This is a genomic window from Klebsiella sp. 54, from assembly GCF_018223875.1.
GTDB lineage: Bacteria > Pseudomonadota > Gammaproteobacteria > Enterobacterales > Enterobacteriaceae > Klebsiella > Klebsiella quasipneumoniae.
Window position 1 is genome coordinate 296,476 of sequence record NZ_JAGRRA010000003.1, and the last position, 23,792, is coordinate 320,267.

A 23,792-nucleotide genomic window follows, 5' to 3' on the forward strand; every position below is an offset into this window, starting at 1 on the left:
TTTTCTCCTGAATAATCAGATTTTACTTTTTAAGACGCGGTCAAAATCGTCGAAAATACGTTTAGCCAGATCGATGCCTTTCAGTCCTGCGGTATGCCAGGCGAACATCTGCACTGGGACAATCAGCAACAGCGGCGCCAGGTGATGCTCGCACGGGCAGTTTAGCGCCAGCGTTTGTTCATCCTCTTCGTCGCTCAACGTCAGGGTAAAGGCCCGGGCAATGGACGGCGCCATATAGTCGCGCAGCGCCCGGGTTCGCCCGTCCGGCGTATCTTCAATAAACAGCATCACATGGCGGGCATTGGCTTCCAGATAGGGGCCGTGCATATAGGCTTCCAGCTCAAAGCCGCTGGAAGGCACGCGCACCGTCTCGGTAAATTTGGTTTCGAACTCTTTCGCCACGCCAACCAGCGCGCCATAGCCGGTGGCGACAAAGCGCTCGCCGCGCCGCAGCGTTTCGCTATGCCGATCGATAAAGCGCGAAGTGCGGGCGATAACCTCCGGGATCGCCGCCGCCAGCCGCTGGAATTCGGCAAGATAGTGCTGCTCCTCGGCTTCGCTGGCCTTCCCCTGGCTGCGGGCAATCATCAGCGCTATCAGCAGCAAATTGAGCACCGTCGCGCTAAAGCCGCGGGTGACAAACCCTACGCTCTCGATCCCGGTATTAATATCCAGAACGCCATCGCAAGCGCGGGCTATCGGGCTTTGCGGGTCGGAGGTCAGGGCAAATACCGGCAGTCCTGAGGCCTGTACCTTACGCATCGCCTCCAGCGTCGACGCGCTTTTTCCGCTCTGTGAAATCGCCACCACCAGATCGGTATGCGGGTCGATAGCTTCGTAATGGGTAAAGTTGTACGGCTCTTTAATGTCAACCAGCACGCCGAAGCGTTGTTCAAAGAAATAGCGCGCGCACAGCGCGGCGTTCAGCGACGATCCGGTCGCCAGCAGCAAAATTCGGCGTACCGGGTGCTGGCGGGCAAAGGTCTCAATCGCCGCCAGCTTTTGCCGGTAGTCGCGCAGGATCTGCGCCAGACAGGCCGGCTCTTCGCTGATATAGGTCATCATTGTTGGTTGCATAGCTCACTCCCGTTAAAACAATCCGATCCACGAACCCAGAATGCCCACCAGCGCCATTCCGCCGATAATAGAGAGCGGTTTAACCTTGCGCCCAAGCAGCCAGTAGACGATGCCGAAACTCACCAGCGGCAGCATGCAGGGCAGAATGTCGTTGATGATGTCCTGCACCTGGGTTTTGGCTTCCCCGGCCCCGAAGGAGACAGGGATGGTGATATCGATCATTGAGGCGGTCATCGCCCCGACCACCATCAGGCCGATAATCGATGCCCCGTAGGTCAGGCTCTCCATCATTCCGCTCTTCTGGATCCGCTGCAGGACGCCGGTGCCCAGCACGTAGCCCCAGCGGGTAAAGCACCAGCGCGCCAGAATGTGCGGCACGTTAAATACCAGCAGAAACAGGATTGGTCCGAGAATATTGCCTTTTAGCGCCAGGCTGGTGCCGATACCGGTGGCGATCAGGCGCAGCGTCCCCCAGAAAAAGGAATCTCCCAGCCCGGCCAGCGGCCCCATCAGCGAAGCTTTGACGTTATCAATGGCATTGGCATCCATATTTTTCTGCTGGCTATTTTTCTCCTCCATCGCCGTCGTGATCCCCAGCAGCAGGGTGACGATATGCGGCGTGGTATTGAAGAACACCAGATGGCGTTTCAACGCCCCGGCCAGCTCCTCTTTGCACGGATAGAGCTTCTTCAGCACCGGGATCAGCGCGTAAACAAAGGCGAGATTCATCTGTCGCTCATAGTTCCACGAGAACTCCATCTGGAAGGAGCGCCAGAACACCCGGCGTAAATCACGCGGCGTAATTCGCGTTTCTTCCTGCTCCTGCGGCTGCAGGGTCTCTTCAGAAATCATCTTCGTCGTCATCGCTGACTCCTTGTTCTGTCGTGGTACGAGGTGCGCTAAATGCGGTGACGTTAACCATCACCACCGCCACGATGGCGCCGAGAATGGCGATACCGGTCACCGGGATTTTCAAATAGGCCATCAATACAAAGCCGAGGAAAAAGTACGGCGCCACTTTCTTGTTAATCAGCAACCTGGCGAGCATCGCGAAGCCGAGAGCCGGAATGATCCCGGTGGCTACGCTAAGCCCGTGTTTGATAAATTCCGGGATCGCATCGAGCAGAGATTTCACCGCGTTGCTGCCCACCAGGAATGAGACGGTCACCACCGTGGCAAGCATTAGCGACAGGCCGAATCCGGCGATCAAATGCATCCGCTCAATGCCGCGCGTATCCGCCCGTTCCGCATAGCCGTCCGCTTTCTGGCTGAGCAACGGAATGAACATCCCCAGATAAACGTTTTTCAGGATCAGGGTCAGGGTGGCGATAGGCAGGCCGAGCAACAGCGCCGTTTCCGTGCCCGCGCCGGAGGTGATAGCGAACGCCACGCCGAGAATACCGCCGGTCACCACGTCGGGCGGGATCGAGGCGCCAACGGAGAACGAGCCGATAAACGCCAGCTCTAGCGTCGCGCCCATGATGACGCCGGTCTGCACATCCCCCAGCACCAGACCGGTCAGCAGCCCGGTGACGATAGGCCGGGAAATCAGCGACGTCCCTAAGGCATATTCCGATTGCGCGATAAACGCCACCAGACCCAGTAAGAGAGCCTCTACCATAATCTGTCCTCCGGAATTACACGCATTCCGTAAAAAGCTGTTTGCGATCGTTCGGGACCTGGCGAATTTCCACCTCGACGCCTTTGCCCACCAGTTGTTGCAACTGCTCTATTTCCTCCGGCAGTAAATTAATCGCCTTAGAAATATTTTTACTGCCCTCTTTGGCCTTAATCCCACCGAGATTAATACTTTTTATTTCCTCAACGGCGCTGGCAATACGCCAGGCGTCATTGACCGATTCCACAACAATAAATAAATTATATTTATCGGTAACCCCGCTTTTTATCGCTTCAATAGAATCATTTATATTTTTAATCACCAGCTTTACCGAGGGTGGTTTAGCAAGCTTAATGGTGGTTTTCCGAAGTTCATCCTCAGGGACACTGTCGTTGGCGATTAAAATACAATCGGCACCGACATATTGGGTCCAGGAAAAGGCTACCTGGCCGTGAAGTAATCGATGGTCAACCCTTAATAACGTAATCATCATGCATCCTCATTTCAGAAGTCTTTATCCATAGTCATCGCCCCGGCAATACTCTGATTGCAGTACTGAATGCTCTCTTTGGCGTTGATTAATGCTTCAGAAATTAATTTTTCGGTATTCTCTTCCGCTGCAGAAATAAGCAGGTCAATAATTAACGGTAGATTTAACCCAGATAATAAATGGAAGTGCGGGCGCGATAAAAAACGCACAAACTCATTATTGACGCTACCGGCGAAAATATCCGTAATCACTATCAGCTCATCCTGCGCCGGGAAACGCGCCAGCAGCGCCTCCACCTGCTGCGTCAGATCGACCTCCTCTTCTACATAGGCGCACAGAGTATGAATATCCGGCTGTTTACCGAGGATCAGCTCCACAGAGTTCAACAAACCGTTAGCAAAGGTGCCGTGGCTGGCAAAAATATAGTGTCGTTTCATCCTTACCTCGAAAGCGCATTCCACTGCTTTCTTAATTGCAACCGACGTGCCAGAAACAGTGGCGCGTCGGCTAACGTAAGGATAAAAGGGGGAGAAGCGTTAAAACTCTTGATCTTCCTGAATAAATTCCGTTTCCCGCGTCAGGATGTCGTGAATGTAATAGAGCTCGACAACGGGAATTTTGACACTATATCCGCTCTCTATGACACTAAAGGCCTCGCGCAGCGTAGCCAGCTCGCGCTCCGGACACTGCCTTCCCGAATAATGGGTTGGGGAAGCGTGGCGAATTAACCGCTCTATCAGACAGCTGATGTGCACATACAGCGCTACCTTACGTTCGTTGGGCACCTCGTACCCGGCCAGATGCTCATAGCGCAGCAAAAACTGCTCAACCTGGTTGATCACCTTCGCGGTATCAAGGATCGTCACCGACTCAATCACTCGCCGCAGCGAGAAGTTTTTCAGGATCAGGTTGTTGATCTCGCTAACCTGCTCCGCCGTCGCCAGTTCGCCGAAGATACGCATCAGCGGGCGACTTCCTTCGCCGGAAATCAGCGAATCCAGCGAGATCCACGGGAGATCGGCAAGATGCGGATCGAGGGTGCCGACGATCGCCAGCACCTCGTAGCGGCTGAGCATCGGCTCCCGCCGCGCGGGATCGGCAAGGGTCTCCACATCACAGGCCACAATATCAATGCCAAGCGCTTCAGGGATGCTGGCTTTTAACAGCGCCGACAGGTTCGCCGCCGCGCCCAGTCCGGTGGCGCAGGTGGTCAAAATCGCCCGCGGTTTATCGGTCTGCGGGTAATAGAGCTGGTGCTCAACCGCCAGATCATCGCCGATCTCGCGGACGATATCTTCCAGCATATCGCCGTGCAAAATCCGCTCCCCGACGTACATCGCCATGCCGGTGGAGACATTGTTAATAATCGCCACCGGCGTGTTCAGACGACGATTAAAATGGCTGTGAATAGCGTTCAGGGATCCCATATCGACCAAAATGATCAGCCCTGACGCCAGCGCGTGGCGCTCAATGTAGGCCATCACCTGATTAGCGATAGCCTCCGGCGTCACGTCGAGCGGCATGTCGAATGACTCAAACAGCGGGCTTTTCAGCAAGCGGTTCGCCACGCTGGCAATGCTGCTGGCGGTGGCGTAACCGTGAGCGAGAATAATCGCCCGGGTCACCTGCTGCTGGCTAATAGCGCCATTTTTCTGGAACCACAGCACCAGCAACAGCAGGTCAATACGTTGGGGCTCAATATCCAGCTTCAGCGCCAGCGCGTCGAGGATCGCTTCGCAAAAGCGATACAGCAGCGGGAATTTGTTTGCCAGAAAATCCGCCAGCAGACGGATTTTCTCATTGCTCATCGTGGACGGCGCCTGACGGGATCGATGGATCAGGTAGTGGCTCAGGGCGTAAAGACAGTTACCGTTAAACTGGATATTGAAGCGTTTTTCCAGGCGATAATACTCCTCCCGCACCTGATGGGCGATCAGCAGCAACATCTGCGAGCTACTGGCATCCTGGTTATCAAAGATCAGCCGATCGAAGAGGGTTTCAATCTCCTCCCCCATGCTTCTTTGCGCCTCTTCCCAGACCGTTTTTTTATTCAGCACCGCTTCATGCAGCGCCAAAATCCGACACTGAACGTCATAGATCAGCCCCTGAATCGGGTCGCGCGCCCGCAGCAGCCAGACCAGGCTGGTCTGCGGCTCGATTAGCAGCGGCTCCTGCTGACCCATCGCTTCACTGAGCGCCGGCGTCGCCGCCATGATCGTTTCCGGCAGATCGTGCAGCGTCACGGTCAGCATCTCGCTGCCCGGAGACCTGGCCCAGGCTGATGCCACGGCGTACTTCACCACATTCTTCAGTTCGCCGACGTTGCCCCGATAAACGTACTGCGTCAGGACCTGCAAAAGCCGCGGAGTTAGCTGCAGCCGGGCGGCCAGCGTCCGGGCCTCCTGCCAGAAAAACTGCAGCGTTAGCGCCTCCTTCTCCTCTCGGCTGCGGTGTTGAAGATCGGGCAAGCTGACCAGGATCGGAATACGACGAAGAAAGGTGGTCAGAAAGGTGCTGTGAATCTCTTCGGTGGTGGCAAACACCAGCCGCAGCGAAATCGGCAGGCCTTGAGCGGTCTCCCCCACCCGGTAGATCTCCTTGCGATCCAGCCAGGTGAACAGCTTCTCCTGCCCCTGAGCATCCAGGCGGTGGACCTCGTCGAGAAACAGCATCCCGCCGTTTGCCGCCTCGAACGCCCCGGCTTTATCGCTCTGCGCGCCGGTAAACGCGCCTTTGACGTAGCCGAACAGGTTGGCGGCCAGCAGCTCCGGATTACTGGCATACTGCGCGCAGTTGAAGCTCACGAAGGGCGCATCGGGCGCCAGCAGGCCCTGGGCGATCGCGAACTCGTGCATCAGCTCCGCCATATAGCTTTTACCGGTCCCGCTGTCGCCGGTGATCAGCAGCGGTAGCCCGCCGTTGGGATAAAACAGCGCGGTTTTCATCTGCTCAATCGGTTTACGCAGGCTGCCGTCATGGCCGGTCAGCAACGAAAAATGGTCCGCCTGTTCCGGCTGGCGGTCACTCTCCGCGAGCAGCTCCGCCATGCTGGCGTACTCGCTGCGGGAAAGGGGGAAGAACTGCTGGCAGAAGGCTTTTTTATGCAGAAAATAGACCGGCCGGGTGTTGATCTTCACCAGCACGTCCTGGGCGACCAGCTGATTGAGATAATGGCTGGCGGTATTTCTTTGCATCGCGAAACGCTGAGCCAGCCAGCTGGCGGTGAACACTTCGCTCAGGTTATCCGGATCGAAAAAATCGGTCTGATTTTGCAAAAAAGCCAACAGTTCCGTTTTACGCATTACATCCCCCTCGTCGCCATTACGAAGAGATATGATGCGGCAAAAGAGAGGCTTATCGGCGCCCTGTGCTGTTTTTTGCGGCCCAGCGCACACTCCCGCTTAAGCGAACTTTGCTGCGGTCAACTCCATCGTCATTTCATACTGCTGCAGCGATAGCGGTGAATATCCCGCCGCGGCAAACAGCGGCGTAAAGGTTTCCGGGACCGTCACCGAAGTGCCGATACCCGGGAACTGCTGCGCCAGCGCCATCAGCAGCGCCCGTGCCAGCCCCTGGCGACGGGCGGCGGGTTCAACCCATAAAAACTGCAGTACAGGCCGTGAACCCGAGGTGCCCAGTACCGCGAAGGCGCGCTGTTCCAGCGTCACGACGCGGCATGGCAGGGTGGCGAAGGTAAGCGGATCCATCAGCCAGGGGAGCTGACTGTTACTCTCCTCAACGGCGCGTCTAAGCAGCGCCAGGGGGGGATAAGGCTGTAACACGCCTGGCGCCGCAGCCTGAGGCTCTGCGCTCAGGTAGCCGCAGAGCCCATAGCGCCGCGTAAAGCCTAACGACTGATACAGCGCGACGGCCACATGGTTATCGCGGATCACCTCCAGGGAAACCGTCTCGATCCCCTGCTGCTGCAGAAGCATGAGCAGCTCCTGCATCAATTTCCGCGCAAGACCTTTGCCGCGCCAGGCCGGACGCAGTGCAAAGGCCGCCAGGCGAGCCATATTCCCCCGACGCGCGACGATCGCGATCGCCGCCGGTTCATCTCCGGCCAGCCAGACGCGGGAATCGATCAGGCTCATCCCCTCGGCGCTAAAGCGCTGAACAAATCCCTCCACCGACTGGGTCACCGGTACCAGATAGTCTGCAAAACAGGCGTTAAGAATATCCGTTAACTGCACGCTGCTGAACTGCGTGGCGGGAACGGCGGTCAGCTCCATACTTTTCTCCCGAAGGCTGCTATGCTGAGGTGATGAAAACTAACACTATAACTGCCGGCGCCGGATTACGCCTGACCGAGGAGAGTGATATCGCCCTTCTGCCGGCCATTGAACGTTCCGCCGCTCAGGCTTTTCGTCAGATCCCCGCTCTCGCCTGGCTGGCGGACAGCGAGGTGATTAGCGTTGCGCGCCATCATGATTATCTGGAAACGGAACATAGTCTGCTGGCGGAAGCCGCCGGGCAACCGGTGGGTTTTATTCTGACCGAACCGCTCGACGATGCCTTATTTATCGTCGAAATCGCCGTCCACCAGGCCTGGCAGCATCAGGGCATCGGGCGGATGCTGCTGGAGCAGGTTATCGACGGCGCCCGGCAAATGGCTTACCCGGCGGTGACCCTCACCACCTTCCGCGACGTGCCGTGGAATGCGCCGTTTTATACCCGTCTGGGATTCGCCATGCTCGATGAGCTGACCCTGCCCGCCGGGCTGGCGGCGAAAAGAGAACAGGAGACCCGGCACGGCCTGCCGCCGGAGACGCGCTGCGCCATGCGCCTGGCGCTCTGATGTTCGGCCCCGCCGCGCTCTGCACTTTGCTACGGCCGCAAGGCGCAAATCTCATCATATAAGGCGCGGCTGATAGCCACTCCCTGCCGCTCACTCTGCTGGCGACAGGCGAACCGCCGCTCGCCCGGTAACCGTGCCCCTTGCTCCTGCATCCCGCTGAACAGGGTTTCGGCGCGCGCGAGCTGCTCTTGTGCCTGCGCGCCGAGAAAGCGCTGCGGATCCAGCGCCAGAATCAGCTCTCCGCCGTAGGGTAAACCGCCCGCGCCGTTATCCCACGCCAGCGATTCGGCGCTGGTCATATCGCCGATAAGCGGTCCGGCCAGCAGCTCAACCATTGCCGCCAGCGCCGAGCCCTTATGGCCGCCGAAGGTTAACATCGCGCCGTTCAGCACCTCTGTGGCATCGGTGGTCGGCTGCCCCTGGCTGTCGATTCCCCACCCTTCCGGTAGCGCTTTGCCGGCGCGCTGATGCAACTGGATCTCGCCGCGCGCCGCGGCGCTGGTCGCCATATCAACAATAAACGGCGGCTTGTCCCGCCGCGGCCAGCCAAAGGCGATAGGGTTGGTGCCGAACAGCGGACGGGTGCCGCCCGCCGGGGCGACCCAGGCGTGGCTTGGCGTACAGGCTAGCCCCACCAGCCCTGCCTCGGTCAACGGCTCAATATCGGCAAACAGCGCGGAAAAATGGACGCAGCGGTTAATCGCCAGCGCCGCAATGCCGCTGTGCCGCGCTTTCTCCAGCAGCAGCGGCAACGCGCGCTCGTAGGCCAGCAGCGAAAAGGCGCCCCCTGCATCCGCCCGCACAATCGCCGGCGCCTGGTCGTGGATCTGCGGCTCGGCATCAGGCGATACCTTACCTTTACGTAAGGTATCGACAATGCCCAACAGCCGCCACAGGCCGTGGGAAGCGCAGCCGTCGCGCTCCCCGGCAGCCACGTTACGGGCGATGGCCGCCGCGTGGTCGGCGCTGAATCCATTGGCGCTGAGCACCGCCAGCGCCAGGTCATAAGCTTCTGGTAACGATAGAGTTACCGACTCCATACTGTTCTCCTTTACTCTTCTTCGTCTCCGCTAAAATTAGCCTGCGGCAGACAGCTGCGCGCGCCCCAGTAATAAATCCCCAGCGACATTGCCGCCACCAGCACCGTATCCCAGGGGTGACCAATCACATTAAGCCCGCCGAAGCTGCCCAGCCAGGAAAAGAGGATAATCAACGCATAAAAAGCGATCAGCCACAGCGAAGACTTCACCTGCTGCGCCAGGCTCACGGTATGTTCCGGCACCTTGCCTTTGCACATCACGTACACCACAAACATCACGATCTGCAGCCCCAGCAGCCACGAGAGCGTATTCCAGCCGGACCAGTAGACGATCAGCGCCGAGACCATAAACGACACTGGGCCGATGATGGCGAAGGCGCGCACGCGGAACGGCCTCGGCAGATCCGGGGCGTTGCGGCGCAGCCCGGCGGCGGTCACCGGGGCGATGGCGTAGCTCAGCACCAGGGCAGCCGACACCACGCTAATTAACTGTTCCCATGAGGGGAATGGCAGCGTCCAGAAAATCGACAGCCCGAAGGTCAGCCACAGCGCCGGGCGCGGAATACCGGACGCTTTATCGATATGGGTAAAGGCTTTAAAGAAGGTGCCCGCCTTCGCCCAGCCGTAGATCACCCGCGGTGTCGCGTTCATGTAGATATTGCCGGTGCCGCTCGGGGAGATGATCGCATCGCTAATGACCATAAAGGCCAGCCAGCCCATGCCGAGGGTAATGGCGATATCGCGATACGGCAGCGAGAACTGTTTGCTCACCTCGGCCCAACCGCCGGCCAGCATCTCGGTGGGGATACTGCCAAGGAACGCCAGCTGCAGCAGCACGTAGATAATCGTTGACAGCACCACTGATAAAATCAACGCAATAGGGATAGTCCGCTGCGGCTTTTGCACTTCGCTGGCCACCGAGATAATCGGCGTCAGTCCCAGATAGGCGAAGATAATCCCTCCGGCGCTGATCGCCGCTTCCACCCCGGACATACCGAACGGCGCAATGCCCTGCGCGTGCAGGTTCTCCGGTTTAAAGAAGGCGAACAGCGTCACCACCACCAGCAGCGGCACCAGAAACTTGAGCACGCTGATGAAGTTGTTCGAGCGTGCGAAGGTCTTGACGCTGTAGTAATTCAGCGCAAAGAAGAAACAGAGCAGCAGGAACTGCACTACCCACCCCAGCAGCGTCGGCGAGCTGGAGCCCGGCTGGGTCAGCGCCGGAAACCAGGCCGCGGCGTATTGCCGGGCGGCGACGATTTCTATCGAGATCAGGCTGGAGAAGGCAATCAGGGTGATGAACCCCAGCAGATAGCCCATCAGCTCGCCGTGGGAAAAGACCGGGTAGCGGATAATGCCGCCGGCGCGCGGCAGCGCCGCCCCCAGCTCACAGTAGACAATCCCCAGCAGCAGTACCGCAAAGCCGCCGATCACCCACGACGCGATCCCGGCCGGACCGGCAATGGATGCGACGTGGCTGGCGGCGAATAACCATCCCGAGCCGAAAATCGCGCCCAGGCCGATAAAGGTGAGGTCGGTCAGGGTCAGCTGTTTTTTAAACTTACCCGACTCAGCAACGCGGGTTTGACTGTTATGCGTAGTGTGAATGGTCATGGTGATGCCCTTGCGTCAATGAGAGGAGGAAATCGCTTCCCGGGTCCACTGGCCGTTGACCAGGCGCAGCAGGTTCAAAGGGTTCGCATCCTGCAGCGCCGGCGGTAACAGGGCGGCCGGCGCATTCTGCAGGCAGACCGGGCGCAGAAAACGCTCAATCGCCCGGCTGCCGACCGACGTTCCGCGCGCATCGGTCGTCGCCGGCCACGGGCCGCCGTGGACCATCGCATCGCACACTTCCACGCCGGTGGGATAACCGTTAAACAGCACCCGTCCGGCCTTCTCGCACAGCAGCGGCAGCAGGTTCGCCGCCAGCGGGCCGTCGTCCGCTTCCGCGTGCAGCGTCGCGGTGAGCTGTCCCTGCAGCGCTTTCACCACCGCCTGTAGCTGGACCGCGTCGTCCACTTCCACCAGCAACGATAGCGGGCCGAAAACTTCGGTCTGCAGCAGCGTATCCTGCGCCAGCAGATCCTCGACCTGAGCCTGCCACAGCTGGGTCTGCGCCTGCCCGGCGCCGGCGGCGAGGCCGCTCGCCAGCCTCTCGATACGCGGGTGCGCCGCCAGGGCCGCCACGCCCTGGCGGTAGTGCTGGAGGGTCGGCGCATTGAGCAACACCTGCGGCGCAGAGCCCGCTACCGCCGCGCACAGCGCCGACTTAAAGCGTTCCAGCCCGGCGCCGCGCAGCGCCAGAATCAGCCCCGGACGGGTACAGAACTGGCCGCCGCCGAGGGTGAATGACGCCACCAGCTCGTTCGCCAGCGCCTCGGCCCGCGTCTGCAGCGCCTGCGGTAGAATAATCAGCGGGTTAATCGCCGACATTTCAGCAAACAGCGGGATTGGCTGCGAACGCTGCTGCGCCAGTTGATACAGCGCCTTACCGCCGGCCAGTGAGCCGGTAAAGCCAACGGCCTGAATCGCCGGATGGCGGACTAATTCGGCGCCGATATCAGTCCCGAAAATCATATTGAAGACGCCGCCGGGTAACCCGCATCGCGCGACCGCCCGGACGATCGCTTCAGCGGTCAGCTCGGCGGTGGCCATATGGCCCGGATGGGCCTTCACCACCACCGGGCAGCCCGCCGCCAGCGCCGAGGCGGTATCGCCGCCAGCGGTGGAAAAAGCCAGCGGAAAGTTGCTGGCGCCAAACACCGCCACCGGCCCTAACGCCTGCTGATACTGGCGCAGGTCCGGGCGCGGCAGCGGTTGACGGTCGGCTAAGGCGGTATCAATACGGGCGGCGAAGGTATCCCCGCGCTGGATCACGCCAGCAAACATCCGCAGCTGGCCGCTGGTGCGCGCCCGCTCGCCCTGCAGCCGCGCCAGCGGCAGCGCGGTCTCCTGTTCGGCGAGTACAAAAAACGCTTCCCCCAGCGCGTCCAGCTCATCGGCAATGGCGCAGAGAAAGCGCGCCCGCTGCTGCGGCGTGGTTTGTGAATAAACGGCAAACGCCTGCTGTGCCGCCTCCGCGGCCTGGGCGGCCTCCTCGCGTGAAGCCGGATAAAAGCGATGGCCGGTGGCTTCCCCATCCACCGCCCGCAGGCTCAATAGCGTCGCCTCGCCGCTGGCAACGCGGCGGCCGGCAATAAACTGCCGTCCCGCCATGGTCTGAGATGCATTCATACTGACTCCTGGGTTCAGAGACCGACGTCCGGCAGGGCTGGACGAGTCGCCAGCGCCTGTTCCACGATCGCCACCACCTGCTGGCGCGTTTCCCCTTCCAGCGCCAGACGCGGCGGACGGGTCACGGCGCTGCCGCGTCCGAGTAGCTCTTCGCACAGCTTGATGCACTGCACCAGATCCGGACGCGCATCGAGATGCAGCAGCGGCATGAACCAGCGGTACAGCGCCATCGCCTCTTCGTAACGCTGTTGGCGGGCGAGACGGAATAACGTTTCCCCTTCGCGCGGGAAGGCGTTGGACATTCCGGAGATCCACCCTTCCGCGCCGACGGCGATACTTTCCACCACCACGTCATCCAGCCCGGCAAACAGCACGAAGCGATCGCCAACGGTGTTACGCAGGTCGATAAAGCGGCGGGTATCGCCGGAGGAGTCTTTAAAGCAGACGATGTTGTCGCAATCGGTCAGGGTGGCGAGAATGTCCGGCGTCACGTCGTTTTTGTATATCGGCGGGTTGTTGTAGACCATGATCGGCAGGTCGGTGGCGGTGGCCACGCTGCGGAAGTGGGCGGCGGTTTCATGCGGTTTTGAGGAGTAGACCAGCGCCGGCATCACCATGATCCCGTCGACGCCGACGCGCTCCGCCTCTTTCGCCATCTTCTGGGCAAAGGCGGTGGTGAACTCGGCCACCCCGGCGATCACCGGAATTTTGCCGCCGGCGGCATCTTTCGCCACTTCGATAATCTGCAATTTTTCATCAGTGCTCAGGGAGGTGTTCTCCCCGACGCTGCCGCACACCACCAGCCCGGAAACGCCATCTTTGACCAGGTTTTTCATCACCGCGTGGGTGGCGTCTAAATCGAGGGAGTAATCGCTACGAAACTGCGTGCTAACCGCCGGGAATACGCCGCTCCAGTGAATCGCTTTATTGCTCATGCTCGGTTCCTTGTCGTCATTTTGTTAAGTCGAGGTGAATGATTGGTGAATATTCACTGACAGATTGACGCGTCGCGGAACCGGCGGCTTGTCGGTTTTCCCTTAATCCGATGACGAAATTAGCACAGTCGACAAAAGTGTGAGCCAGCCGTTATCCCTGCAGCGTCAGGCGAAAATCGCGCGGCGTCGAGCCGGTCATCGCTTTGAACTGGCGGCTGAAGGCGCTGTGATCGGTATAGCCGCACTGCAAGGCGATATCGGTAATCGGCGTATCGCCGGCCAGCAGTTCGGTGGCTTTTTCCAGACGCACTTTGTGGATCATCTGCCGCGGGGTGAGATGAAAGATCCGCTTGCAGTAGCGCTCGATCTGCGCAATCGACATCCCGCTTAGGGCGGTCAACTCTTCCATGGCGATCGGCCGGTGATAGTGGCGGCGGATATGATCGTCGACGATCGCCAGCCGCTGCCACGCCGGATGGCGGGCGTGGGCCTCCTGCAGATCGTGAGAGATCCCGGCCATGCCGATCACCTGACCGCGGACATCGCGCAGCGCCAGCTTCTGCGTCAGGCACCAGCCTCGTTCCCGGCCATTGTAGAGATGCATTTCCAGCTGGTCGCGCAGGGTCACGCCCTCCCGTAATACCCGAAGATCCTGTTCGGTGTACCCCTGCCCCAGCGTGGAAGGAAAGACGTCGGCGGAGGTTTTCCCCAGCAGCGAGGAGACGGTTTTGAAACCGCAGCGGCGGGCCAGCGTCAGGTTCGCCAGCAGATAACGCGCCTCGCGGTCTTTGATAAAAAAGACCACGTTGGGGATGGCATTGAGCAGGGGGGCGATCAGCGCCAGGGCATTGAGCAGCGCCGGCATATTCTCCGGCCGCTGGCGCGCCAGCCCTTCGCAGATCTGGCTCAGCTCATCGACCGCCAGCTCCGGTTGATTAACAGCGCGCGGCGGCGCCGCTTCAGAAACACCGATCATAGGGCTTCCTCATGGTAAGTGACCGAAGGATATTTATTCACTTCCTGTTAACACCTCAAGCGGTAACCGCCGGTTTTGCGATCCTGGATCCGCTTTACGCCTTCCCCTGGTTTATCCACTGGCGCAATCGCCACTTTCGGTTTACCACGCCATTAACCAAATGATTAATAAGAAATAACTATGCAACGTATGCACATCATCCCGGCACGATTATGCCGATTTCGTCATTATCTCTGCCGAAAGCGCTCAAGCCGCCCGCCCCGGGTTGCGCCAGCATGATGAAACATGTTGTTAACTTTCGGAGAGCAGAATGACCGCGCCACGCCCCCCTATTACGCTGAGAGCCATTGATTCACACACCGGCGGCGAACCCACCCGCCTGATCGTTGACGGCTTCCCCGACCTCGGCGGCGGCAGCATGGCGCAGCGCCGCGACCGTTTCGCCCGTGACTTCGATCGCTGGCGTCAGGCGGTGATTCTCGAACCGCGCGGCAACGATGTGCTGGTCGGCGCGCTGCTGTGCCAGCCGGTCTCGGCGGCGGCCACCGCTGGCGTCATTTTCTTCAACAACGCCGGTTTTCTGAATATGTGCGGCCACGGCACCATCGGGCTTATCGCCTCGCTGGCGTGGCTTGGCCGTATCCAGCCAGGCGTACATCTGATTGAAACCCCGGTCGGCGACGTAAGCGCCACGTTACACGACGATGGCAGCGTATCGGTGCAAAACGTCCCGGCCCGCCGCTGGAAAAAGCAGGTCCGCGTGGAGACCGCACTCGGCCCCGTCGTCGGCGATATTGCCTGGGGCGGCAACTGGTTTTTCCTGATCAACGATCACCCGTTCGCTATTAGCCCGGCGCACATCCCACAGCTCACCGACTACGCCTGGGCGGTGCGCGAGGGGCTGGAAGCCGCGGGGATCCGCGGCGACGACGGCGGCGTTATCGATCATATCGAGCTGTTCGCCGATGACGATGCCGCCGACAGCCGCAGCTTCGTACTCTGTCCGGGAAAGGCCTGGGATCGTTCGCCGTGCGGCACCGGCACCAGCGCCAAGCTGGCCTGCCTGGCGCAGGATGGCAAACTGCAGCCGGGAGCGATCTGGCGCCAGGCCAGCATCATCGGCAGCCAGTTTACCGCCAGCTACCAGCGCGCCGCCGCAGGCATCATCCCCACGATCCGCGGCGAAGCCTGGGTGTGCGGCGATAATCAGTTGATCCTCAACCCGGACGATCCCTTTTGCTGGGGGATCGCCCCGTGAAGTCGTGCGATGTCATCGTGATCGGCGCCGGGATCATCGGCGCCGCTTGCGCGTGGCAGCTGGCGAAGCGGGGGCAGAGCGTGACGCTTATCGACAACGGTCAGCCCGGCGCGACAGCGGCCGGTATGGGCCATCTGGTGTGCATGGATGACGACCCCGCCGAACTGGCGCTGTCGGCGTGGTCGCTGGCGCGCTGGCGCGCCATCACGCCGCGGATGCCCGACGCTTGCGCCTGGCGCGGCTGCGGCACGCTGTGGCTGGCGGAAAGCGAAGAAGAGATGGCCGTCGCGGGCGAAAAACAGCGGCGGCTGGCAGGCTATCAGGTCCACAGCGAACTGCAGACCCCACAGCAGATCGCCGGGCGCGAGCCGCTGCTGCGCAGCGGGCTGGCCGGCGGGCTATGGGTGCCCGGCGATGGTATCGTCTACGCGCCGAACGTCGCCCGCTGGCTGGTGGCCGATGCCGGAGACCATCTCACCTGCCTGCACGACAGCGCGCAGGCGATTACCGAACCACAGGTACAGCTCGCCAGCGGCAAACGGCTACAGGCGCGGGCCATCGTGGTGGCCTGCGGACTTGAAGCCAACGCGCTGTTAGCGGAAAACTGGCTGCGGCCGAAAAAAGGCCAACTGGCGATAACCGATCGCTACGGGCCGCGGGTGCATCACCAGCTGGTTGAACTGGGTTACGGCGCCAGCGCCCACGGCGGCGGCACCTCGGTGGCCTTTAACCTGCAGCCGCGGCCCACCGGCCAGCTGCTGATTGGCTCGTCGCGCCAGTTTGATAACCGCGAGCGCCAGCTGGATCTCCCCTTGCTGGGGCTGATGCTCGATCGCGCCCGCCATTTTGTGCCGGCGCTGGCGACGCTGAATATCATCCGCTGCTGGAGCGGCCTGCGCGCCGCCTCACAGGATGGCAATCCGCTGATTGGCCCGCATCCCACGCGCCGCGGTGTATGGCTGGCGCTGGGCCATGAAGGGCTGGGCGTCACCACTGCCCCGGCGACGGCTGAGCTGCTGGCGGCGCAGATCCTCGGTGAACGCTGCCCGCTGGCGCCTGAGGCCTGGCTCCCGACCCGTCTGTATCATCAGGAGGCGATCGCATGAATAACACGCTCACTATCACCGTCGATGGCGAAGCGCTGACGGTGCCGGAAGGGATCAGCGTGGCGGCGGCGCTGGCGTTGACCGGCGATCCCACCACCCGCCAGGCGGTTAACGGCGACCCCCGCGCGCCGTTTTGCGGCATGGGGATCTGCCAGGAGTGCCGGATCACCGTCGACGGCCGGCGGGTGCTGGCCTGCCAGACCCTGTGCCGGGCCGGCATGCAAATAGAAAGGAGCCGCTATGCACACGCTGCGCTGTGACATTTTAATCCTCGGCGCCGGCCCCGCCGGCATGGCGGCCGCGCTCTCTGCCGCCGCCTGCAATAAGCAGGTCATTATTCTCGACGATAACCCCGCACCCGGCGGGCAAATCTGGCGCGCCGGCCCGCAGACGACGCTGCCCGCCCTGGCCCGGCGCTACCGCGACGCCATCGCCGCGTCTGCCGCCATCCGGATGGTGAACGGCGCGCGGCTGATTGCCCGCCCCTCCGCGCGCAGCGTGCTGTTTGAAACCGCCGACGGCGGGGGCGTGGTTGACTGGCAGAAACTGATCCTCTGCTGCGGTGCGCGCGAGCTGTCGCTGCCCTTTCCCGGCTGGACCTTACCCGGCGTGACCGGCGCGGGCGGCCTGCAGGCGCAGATCAAACAGGGCCTGTCGCTGAAAGGAGAAAAGGTGGTGATTGCCGGCAGCGGCCCGCTGCTGCTGGCGGTGGCGGATACGGTGAATAAGGCCGGAGGCCAGGTAACGAATATCATTGAGCAAGCGGCGCTCCCGGCGCTGCTGCGCTTCGCCAGCGGGCTGTGGCGCTGGCCGCAGAAGCTGCGCCAGTTAGCGACGCTGGCCCCGAAAGGCTATCTTAGCGGCGCCCAGGCGATCCGCGCCCACGGCACAACGCGGCTGGAGGCCGTGACATTGCGCCAGCACGGGGTCGAGCGGACTATCGCCTGCGATCGGCTGGCCATCGGCTACGGACTGGTGCCCAATATCGAGACGGGGCTGCTGTTCGGTTGCGCCACGGCGCAGGAGGCGATCCAGGTTAACCGCTGGCAGGAGACCAGCATCGCGGATGTCTACGCCGCCGGGGAGTGCACCGGTTTCGGCGGGAGCGAGCTGGCGCTGGTGGAGGGCGAAATCGCCGGGTATGCCGCCGCCGGTGCCAGCCAGCAGGCCCAGGCGCGATTTGCCCGTCGCGCCCGCTGGCAGCGCTTCGCCGCGGCTATCAACCGCACCTTCCAGCTGGCGGAGTCGTTGAAAAACGCGGCGACGCCGGAGAGCCTGCTGTGCCGTTGCGAAGATGTGCGCTGCGGCGACGTGGCTGCCGCCGACGACTGGCTGCAGGCCAAACTGACCCAGCGCTGCGGAATGGGCGCCTGTCAGGGGCGCACCTGCGCCGCCAGCGCCCGCTGGCTGTATGGCTGGCCGCTGCCGCAGCCGAGAGAGCCGCTGTCCCCCGCCCGCGCGGAAACGCTTATTACCCTCGCCAGACTGAATGCCGAGCCGTAACCGCTACTCTTCTTCATCACCGCGCCCGGCAGGGACGCCAAGCGCAATAAACTCCTCCAGCAGCGAGGTCAGTTGCTGCAGCTTTTCCGTGGTGAACTGAGCCTCCAGCAGGCGATAGGTTTCTTCCACCTCCGCCTGGGCGCTTTCGTACAGCGCGGTTCCGGCAGGCGTCAGCGAGACGTATAGCTTGCGCTGATCGTTAACCGGCTTCAGGCGCAGCACCAGTCCATCCCGCTCCATACGCGTCAAAATACCGGTCAGACTGGGGCGCAGGATACAGGCGCGAAAAGCCAGATCGTGAAAGTCCATCGACGGACGTTCGGCGAGGATCCGCACGATCCGCCACTGCTGTTCGGTGAGATTGTGTCGTTTAACGATCGGTCGAAAGTAGGCCATCGCCGCTTCACGCGCCTGCAACAAGGCAATGGTTAATGAATCATGCATAGTTTCCCCTCAACGGCCTCATCTAAAACTTATTAACAAATTAATAATTAGCGTTAATCCTGCCATGTACAACCGGTTTCTGCACCTGAAAAGTACCAGTCTTTCCCTGAAAAATATTCAACTCGTTGATTAATAATAAATAAGTTACTGATGTGTAAATATTGTGTTAATCAGATCACAAAACATTCACTTCCAGTTGCTAAACCTCAGCGCAAAGCATAAAAGATGATCATTAATATATTAACGAAATCCCTTTGAACCGAAATCAGTCCCAGAGGAGTGGTGAATGAAAGGTACCATCTTCGCCGTTGCGCTCAATCATCGCAGCCAGCTCGACGCCTGGCGCGAGGCGTTTCAACAGGCCCCCTACAAGACGCCGCCGAAGACCGCGGTCTGGTTTATCAAGCCGCGCAATACCGTGATTGGCGATGGCGAGGCGATCCCCTATCCGCCGGGTGAAACCGTGCAAAGCGGCGCCACCGTGGCGCTGATTGTCGGCAAAACCGCGCGCAAGGTGGCGGAAGAAGAGGCGGCGAACTATATCGCCGGCTACGCGCTGGCTAACGACGTCAGCCTGCCGGAAGAGAGTTTTTATCGCCCGGCGATCAAGGCCAAGTGCCGCGATGGCTTCTGCCCCCTCGGCGCGCTGTCGCCGGTGCGCAACGTCGATAACCTGACCATCATCACCGAAATCAACGGCCGCGAAGCGGACAGCTGGCATACCGGCGATCTGCAGCGTAACGCCGCGCAGCTGCTGAGCGCCTTGAGCGAGTTCGCCACCCTCAATCCCGGCGACGCGATCCTCATCGGTACGCCCCACTCCCGCGTCACGCTGCGCTCCGGCGACCGGGTACGTATCCTCGCCGACGGTTTCCCGACGCTGGAAAACCCGGTTGTCGCAGAAGGAGAGCTGGCATGAAACAGGCACGCATTGAATGGCAGGGACAGGTACGCGACGTGCTGGTCGATGAACGCGACCAGGTGCGCCTGGACGATGGCACGGTATTAAAAGAAGGTGAATTCCGTTGGCTGCCGCCCGCCGACGGCACGCTGTTCGCGCTGGGGCTGAATTACGCCGACCACGCCAGCGAGCTGGAGTTTAAACCGCCAACCGAGCCGTTGGTGTTCATCAAAGCGCCAAACACCTTTACTGGCCACCAGCAGCAGTCGGTACGCCCGGATAACGTCGAATACATGCACTACGAAGCCGAGCTGGTGGTGGTGATCGGTAAAACCGCGCGCCGCGTCAGCGAAGCCGAGGCCATGGACTATGTCGCCGGCTATACCGTGTGCAACGACTACGCGATCCGCGACTATCTGGAAAACTACTATCGGCCGAACCTGCGGGTGAAAAGCCGCGACACCCTGACGCCGATCGGCCCGTGGATCGTCGGCAAAGAGGCGATCCCGGATCCGCATAATCTGGCGCTGCGCACCTGGGTCAACGGCGAGCTGCGCCAGCAGGGCACCACCGCCGATCTGATCTTCAGCATCCCGTTCCTCATCGCTTATTTAAGCGAATTTATGACCCTGCAACCGGGCGACATGATCGCCACCGGCACGCCGAAAGGGCTATCCGACGTGGTGCCCGGCGATGAGGTGATCGTTGAAGTCGAGGGCGTGGGCCGCCTGGTCAACCATATCATCAGCCAGCAAGCGTATGAGGAGACACTGTCATGAAAAAGATTAACCATTGGATCAACGGTAAAAACGTTGCCGGCGCAGACTATTTTCATACCACCAACCCGGCCACCGGCGAGGTACTGGCTGAAGTCGCCTCCGGCGGCGAAGCCGAAATCAACCAGGCGGTAGCGGCGGCGAAAGAGGCCTTCCCGAAGTGGGCTAACCTGCCGATGAAAGAGCGCGCGCGCCTGATGCGCCGCCTGGGGGATCTGATCGATCAGAACGTCCCGGAGATCGCAGCGATGGAAACCGCCGATACCGGCCTGCCTATCCACCAGACCAAAAACGTGTTGATCCCGCGGGCGTCGCATAACTTCGAATTTTTCGCCGAAGTGTGCCAGCAGATGAACGGCAAGACCTATCCGGTCGACGACAAGATGCTCAACTACACCCTCGTGCAGCCGGTTGGCGTCTGCGCGCTGGTGTCGCCGTGGAACGTGCCGTTTATGACCGCCACCTGGAAGGTGGCGCCGTGCCTGGCCTTAGGCAATACCGCAGTGCTGAAAATGTCCGAGCTATCTCCGCTGACCGCCGATCGTCTGGGCGAGCTGGCGCTGGAGGCCGGGATCCCGGCCGGCGTGCTGAACGTGGTGCAGGGCTACGGCGCCACCGCCGGCGACGCGCTGGTGCGCCATCATGATGTGCGCGCCGTCTCCTTCACCGGCGGCACCGCCACCGGGCGCAACATCATGAAAAACGCCGGGCTGAAAAAGTACTCCATGGAGCTGGGCGGCAAATCGCCGGTGCTGATTTTTGAAGACGCCGATATCGAGCGCGCGCTCGACGCCGCGCTGTTCACCATCTTCTCGATCAACGGCGAACGCTGCACCGCCGGCTCGCGCATCTTTATTCAGCAGAGTATTTATCCGGAGTTCGTCAAGCGCTTCGCCGAGCGCGCCAACCGCCTGCGCGTGGGCGATCCGACCGATCCGAATACCCAGGTCGGCGCGCTGATTAGCCAACAGCACTGGGAGAAAGTGTCCGGTTACATTCGCCTCGGCATCGAAGAGGGGGCCACCCTGCTGGCCGGCGGCGCGGATAAGCCGTCCGACCTGCCGGCGCATCTGAAAGCCGGCAACTTCCTGCGCCCGACGGTGCTGGCGGATGTCGACAACCGCATGCGCGTCGCGCAGGAAGAGATTTTTGGCCCGGTCGCCTGCCTGCTGCCGTTCAAAGACGAAGCGGAAGGGCTGCGCCTGGCTAACGATGTGGAATACGGCCTGGCGTCGTATATCTGGACCCAGGACGTCAGCAAAGTGCTGCGTCTGGCGCGCGGTATTGAAGCCGGGATGGTGTTCGTCAACACCCAGAACGTGCGCGACCTGCGTCAGCCGTTCGGCGGCGTGAAGGCCTCCGGCACCGGCCGCGAAGGCGGCGAGTACAGCTTTGAAGTGTTCGCCGAAATGAAAAACGTCTGCATCTCGATGGGCGACCATCCGATCCCGAAATGGGGAGTCTGATATGGGTAAGTTAGCGTTAGCAGCAAAAATCACTCACGTGCCGTCGATGTACCTGTCGGAGCTGCCCGGGAAAAACCACGGCTGCCGCCAGGGCGCTATCGACGGACATAAAGAAATTGGCAAGCGCTGCCGTGAAATGGGCGTCGATACCTTCATCGTGTTCGACACCCACTGGCTGGTCAACAGCGCCTACCACATCAACTGCGCCGACCATTTTCAGGGCGTCTACACCAGTAACGAACTGCCGCATTTTATTCGCGACATGACCTACGACTACGACGGCAACCCGGAGCTGGGCCAGCTTATCGCCGACGAGGCCGTAAAGCTCGGCGTACGCGCCAAAGCGCACAATATTCCCAGCCTGAAGCTGGAGTACGGCACCCTGGTGCCAATGCGCTACATGAACAGCGATAAGCATTTCAAAGTGGTGTCCATTTCCGCCTTCTGTACCGTTCACGACTTTGCCGACAGCCGCAGGCTGGGCGAAGCGATCCTCAAAGCCATTGAGAAATATGACGGCACCGTGGCGGTGCTGGCCAGCGGCTCGCTGTCGCACCGATTTATCGACGATCAACGCGCCGAAGAGGGGATGAACAGCTACACCCGCGAGTTCGATCATCAGATGGATGAGCGGGTGGTGAAGCTGTGGCGCGAGGGCAAATTTAAAGAGTTCTGCACCATGCTGCCGGAGTACGCCGACTACTGCTACGGCGAAGGCAACATGCACGACACGGTGATGCTGCTCGGCCTGCTGGGCTGGGATAAATATGACGGCAAGGTGGAGTTTATCACCGAGCTGTTCGCCAGCTCCGGCACCGGCCAGGTTAACGCCGTGTTCCCGCTGCCGGCGCAGGCGTAAGGGGGCCCCATGCCGCATTTTATCGCCGAATGTACCGACAACATCCGCGAGCAGGCCGATCTGCCCGGGCTGTTCGCCAAAGTCAACGAGGCGCTGGCCGCCACCGGCATCTTTCCGATCGGCGGGATCCGCAGCCGCGCCCACTGGCTCGATACCTGGCAGATGGCCGACGGTAAGCAGGATTACGCCTTTGTCCATATGACGCTGAAGATCGGCTCCGGGCGCAGCCTGGAGAGCCGTCAGGACGTGGGAGATATGCTGTTCGCGCTGATCAAATCCCACTTTGCCGCGCTGATGGAGAGTCGCTACCTGGCGCTGTCGTTCGCCATGGAAGAGCTCGACCCGACGCTGAACTACAAACAGAACAACGTGCACGCGTTATTTAAATAATGTGCAAATTGCCCGGTGGCGCTGCGCTTACCGGGCCTACAACGGCCATGAATTTGTAGGCCGGATAAGCGAAGCGCCATCCGGCAATACAATGCCACAGGAATCTCTATGCTCGATAAACAGACCCGAACCCTGATTGCCCAGCGGCTGAATCAGGCCGAAAAACAGCGTGAACAGATCCGCGCGATCTCGCTGGATTATCCGTCGATCACCATTGAGGACGCTTACGCCGTCCAGCGCGAGTGGGTCGAGATGAAGATCGCCGAAGGCCGCGTACTCAAAGGCCACAAGATCGGCCTGACCTCAAAAGCCATGCAGGCCAGCTCGCAGATCAGCGAGCCGGACTACGGCGCGCTGCTTGACGATATGTTCTTCCACGACGGCAGCGATATCCCCACCGACCGCTTTATCGTTCCGCGTATCGAAGTCGAGCTGGCCTTCGTGCTGGCCAAACCGCTGCGCGGCCCGAACTGCACGCTGTTTGATGTCTACAACGCCACCGACTTCGTTATTCCGGCGCTGGAGCTTATTGACGCCCGCTGCCACAACATCGATCCGGAAACCCAGCGCCCGCGCAAAGTGTTCGACACCATTTCCGATAACGCCGCCAACGCCGGGGTGATCCTCGGCGGCCGCCCGATTAAACCCGACGAGCTGGATCTGCGCTGGATCTCCGCCCTGCTGTACCGCAACGGCGTGATTGAGGAGACCGGCGTCGCCGCCGGGGTGCTCAATCACCCGGCCAACGGCGTGGCCTGGCTGGCCAACAAGCTGGCGCCGTACGATGTTCAGCTCGAAGCCGGGCAGATTATTCTCGGCGGCTCCTTTACCCGTCCGGTACCGGCACGCAAGGGCGATACCTTCCATGTCGACTACGGCAACATGGGCGCCATCAGCTGCCGCTTTGTCTGAGGAGAGCAAC

Annotated in this window: 24 protein-coding genes and 1 pseudogene; 12 read left to right on the plus strand and 13 right to left on the minus strand. The window is 60.8% G+C overall.

Going from position 1 to position 23,792, the window contains the following annotated elements:
- Nucleotides 1-15: 15 nt before the first annotated feature.
- The 7 genes from KHQ24_RS11090 to KHQ24_RS11120 all read right to left on the minus strand — a co-directional run bounded on the left by KHQ24_RS11090 (nucleotide 16) and on the right by KHQ24_RS11120 (nucleotide 7,417).
- On the minus strand, nucleotides 16-1,077 hold the full coding sequence (locus KHQ24_RS11090) for an SIS domain-containing protein (RefSeq protein WP_064795078.1): 1,062 nt from the start codon (nucleotides 1,075-1,077) through the stop codon (nucleotides 16-18).
- A 12-nt stretch (nucleotides 1,078-1,089) separates the two neighbouring features.
- Complete coding sequence (locus KHQ24_RS11095) at nucleotides 1,090-1,941, minus strand: PTS system mannose/fructose/sorbose family transporter subunit IID (protein WP_049004608.1); 852 nt, start codon at nucleotides 1,939-1,941, stop codon at nucleotides 1,090-1,092.
- Nucleotides 1,919-2,698: a PTS mannose/fructose/sorbose/N-acetylgalactosamine transporter subunit IIC gene (locus KHQ24_RS11100; protein WP_004886445.1), complete on the minus strand. Its 780-nt coding sequence runs from the start codon at nucleotides 2,696-2,698 to the stop codon at nucleotides 1,919-1,921. The genes KHQ24_RS11095 and KHQ24_RS11100 overlap by 23 nt, the downstream gene beginning before the upstream one ends.
- 16 nt (nucleotides 2,699-2,714) lie before the next feature.
- Complete coding sequence (locus KHQ24_RS11105; RefSeq protein WP_023319678.1) at nucleotides 2,715-3,185, minus strand: PTS sugar transporter subunit IIB; 471 nt, start codon at nucleotides 3,183-3,185, stop codon at nucleotides 2,715-2,717.
- Between the two features lie 14 nt (nucleotides 3,186-3,199).
- The gene (locus KHQ24_RS11110) at nucleotides 3,200-3,622 is read right to left on the minus strand and encodes a PTS sugar transporter subunit IIA (RefSeq protein ID WP_004886440.1); all 423 of its coding nucleotides are present in this window, start codon (nucleotides 3,620-3,622) and stop codon (nucleotides 3,200-3,202) included.
- A 99-nt stretch (nucleotides 3,623-3,721) separates the two neighbouring features.
- Nucleotides 3,722-6,487 carry a sigma 54-interacting transcriptional regulator gene (locus KHQ24_RS11115; protein WP_004886438.1) on the minus strand — a complete coding sequence of 922 codons (2,766 nt, stop codon included), beginning with the start codon at nucleotides 6,485-6,487 and terminating at the stop codon, nucleotides 3,722-3,724.
- A 99-nt stretch (nucleotides 6,488-6,586) separates the two neighbouring features.
- Nucleotides 6,587-7,417, minus strand: a complete 831-nt coding sequence (locus KHQ24_RS11120) for a GNAT family N-acetyltransferase (protein ID WP_211777277.1) — start codon at nucleotides 7,415-7,417, stop codon at nucleotides 6,587-6,589.
- Between the two features lie 32 nt (nucleotides 7,418-7,449).
- Between KHQ24_RS11120 and KHQ24_RS11125 the strand changes: the two genes are divergently transcribed.
- The gene (locus tag KHQ24_RS11125) at nucleotides 7,450-7,983 is read left to right on the plus strand and encodes a GNAT family N-acetyltransferase (protein ID WP_080841740.1); all 534 of its coding nucleotides are present in this window, start codon (nucleotides 7,450-7,452) and stop codon (nucleotides 7,981-7,983) included.
- A gap of 29 nt (nucleotides 7,984-8,012) precedes the next feature.
- Here KHQ24_RS11125 and KHQ24_RS11130 read toward each other — a convergent pair whose 3' ends face one another.
- From KHQ24_RS11130 to KHQ24_RS11150, 5 genes are all read right to left on the minus strand, one after another.
- Complete coding sequence (locus KHQ24_RS11130; RefSeq protein WP_043522318.1) at nucleotides 8,013-9,023, minus strand: Ldh family oxidoreductase; 1,011 nt, start codon at nucleotides 9,021-9,023, stop codon at nucleotides 8,013-8,015.
- A gap of 11 nt (nucleotides 9,024-9,034) precedes the next feature.
- On the minus strand, nucleotides 9,035-10,636 hold the full coding sequence (locus KHQ24_RS11135) for an APC family permease (RefSeq protein ID WP_023319672.1): 1,602 nt from the start codon (nucleotides 10,634-10,636) through the stop codon (nucleotides 9,035-9,037).
- Nucleotides 10,637-10,651: 15 nt separating this feature from the next.
- Nucleotides 10,652-12,256 carry an aldehyde dehydrogenase (NADP(+)) gene (locus KHQ24_RS11140; protein WP_211777278.1) on the minus strand — a complete coding sequence of 535 codons (1,605 nt, stop codon included), beginning with the start codon at nucleotides 12,254-12,256 and terminating at the stop codon, nucleotides 10,652-10,654.
- Nucleotides 12,257-12,270: 14 nt separating this feature from the next.
- Nucleotides 12,271-13,191, minus strand: a complete 921-nt coding sequence (locus tag KHQ24_RS11145; protein ID WP_004204197.1) for a dihydrodipicolinate synthase family protein — start codon at nucleotides 13,189-13,191, stop codon at nucleotides 12,271-12,273.
- A gap of 151 nt (nucleotides 13,192-13,342) precedes the next feature.
- Nucleotides 13,343-14,167: an AraC family transcriptional regulator gene (locus KHQ24_RS11150; protein WP_017899117.1), complete on the minus strand. Its 825-nt coding sequence runs from the start codon at nucleotides 14,165-14,167 to the stop codon at nucleotides 13,343-13,345.
- Between the two features lie 310 nt (nucleotides 14,168-14,477).
- Here KHQ24_RS11150 and KHQ24_RS11155 point away from each other — a divergent pair, with 310 nt between their 5' ends.
- Genes KHQ24_RS11155 through KHQ24_RS11170 form a run of 4 tightly spaced genes read left to right on the plus strand, consistent with a single transcriptional unit; the run spans nucleotide 14,478 to nucleotide 18,034 of the window.
- The gene (locus KHQ24_RS11155) at nucleotides 14,478-15,425 is read left to right on the plus strand and encodes a 4-hydroxyproline epimerase (protein WP_069734370.1); all 948 of its coding nucleotides are present in this window, start codon (nucleotides 14,478-14,480) and stop codon (nucleotides 15,423-15,425) included.
- On the plus strand, nucleotides 15,422-16,531 hold the full coding sequence (locus KHQ24_RS11160) for an NAD(P)/FAD-dependent oxidoreductase (RefSeq protein WP_211777279.1): 1,110 nt from the start codon (nucleotides 15,422-15,424) through the stop codon (nucleotides 16,529-16,531). The genes KHQ24_RS11155 and KHQ24_RS11160 overlap by 4 nt, the downstream gene beginning before the upstream one ends.
- On the plus strand, nucleotides 16,528-16,791 hold the full coding sequence (locus KHQ24_RS11165; protein ID WP_017899119.1) for a (2Fe-2S)-binding protein: 264 nt from the start codon (nucleotides 16,528-16,530) through the stop codon (nucleotides 16,789-16,791). Before KHQ24_RS11160 ends, KHQ24_RS11165 begins: the two co-directional genes overlap by 4 nt.
- Entirely contained in the window at nucleotides 16,772-18,034 is a 1,263-nt protein-coding gene (locus tag KHQ24_RS11170; protein ID WP_074437508.1) for an FAD-dependent oxidoreductase, read from the plus strand. The genes KHQ24_RS11165 and KHQ24_RS11170 overlap by 20 nt, the downstream gene beginning before the upstream one ends.
- A gap of 3 nt (nucleotides 18,035-18,037) precedes the next feature.
- Here KHQ24_RS11170 and hpaR read toward each other — a convergent pair whose 3' ends face one another.
- Nucleotides 18,038-18,478 (minus strand): homoprotocatechuate degradation operon regulator HpaR, encoded by a 441-nt coding sequence (hpaR, locus tag KHQ24_RS11175; protein WP_002887503.1) that lies wholly within the window; start codon nucleotides 18,476-18,478, stop codon nucleotides 18,038-18,040.
- Nucleotides 18,479-18,542: 64 nt separating this feature from the next.
- On the opposite strand from hpaR, the pseudogene KHQ24_RS11180 reads away from it, so the two are divergent.
- The 7 genes and pseudogenes from KHQ24_RS11180 (at nucleotide 18,543) to hpaH (ending at nucleotide 23,782) form a co-directional block, all read left to right on the plus strand.
- Nucleotides 18,543-18,707, plus strand: a pseudogene (locus KHQ24_RS11180) (hypothetical protein).
- 57 nt (nucleotides 18,708-18,764) lie between these two features.
- Nucleotides 18,765-19,397, plus strand: a complete 633-nt coding sequence (locus KHQ24_RS11185; RefSeq protein ID WP_048294124.1) for a fumarylacetoacetate hydrolase family protein — start codon at nucleotides 18,765-18,767, stop codon at nucleotides 19,395-19,397.
- Entirely contained in the window at nucleotides 19,394-20,158 is a 765-nt protein-coding gene (locus KHQ24_RS11190) for a fumarylacetoacetate hydrolase family protein (protein WP_048294123.1), read from the plus strand. Before KHQ24_RS11185 ends, KHQ24_RS11190 begins: the two co-directional genes overlap by 4 nt.
- Nucleotides 20,155-21,621 (plus strand): 5-carboxymethyl-2-hydroxymuconate semialdehyde dehydrogenase, encoded by a 1,467-nt coding sequence (gene hpaE, locus KHQ24_RS11195; protein ID WP_002887494.1) that lies wholly within the window; start codon nucleotides 20,155-20,157, stop codon nucleotides 21,619-21,621. Before KHQ24_RS11190 ends, hpaE begins: the two co-directional genes overlap by 4 nt.
- Nucleotide 21,622: 1 nt before the next feature.
- The gene (hpaD, locus tag KHQ24_RS11200; protein ID WP_048294122.1) at nucleotides 21,623-22,480 is read left to right on the plus strand and encodes a 3,4-dihydroxyphenylacetate 2,3-dioxygenase; all 858 of its coding nucleotides are present in this window, start codon (nucleotides 21,623-21,625) and stop codon (nucleotides 22,478-22,480) included.
- Nucleotides 22,481-22,489: 9 nt separating this feature from the next.
- Nucleotides 22,490-22,870: a 5-carboxymethyl-2-hydroxymuconate Delta-isomerase gene (locus tag KHQ24_RS11205; protein ID WP_017899124.1), complete on the plus strand. Its 381-nt coding sequence runs from the start codon at nucleotides 22,490-22,492 to the stop codon at nucleotides 22,868-22,870.
- Nucleotides 22,871-22,978: 108 nt separating this feature from the next.
- Nucleotides 22,979-23,782: a 2-oxo-hept-4-ene-1,7-dioate hydratase gene (hpaH, locus tag KHQ24_RS11210; protein ID WP_004204180.1), complete on the plus strand. Its 804-nt coding sequence runs from the start codon at nucleotides 22,979-22,981 to the stop codon at nucleotides 23,780-23,782.
- The last annotated feature ends 10 nt before the right edge of the window (nucleotides 23,783-23,792 follow it).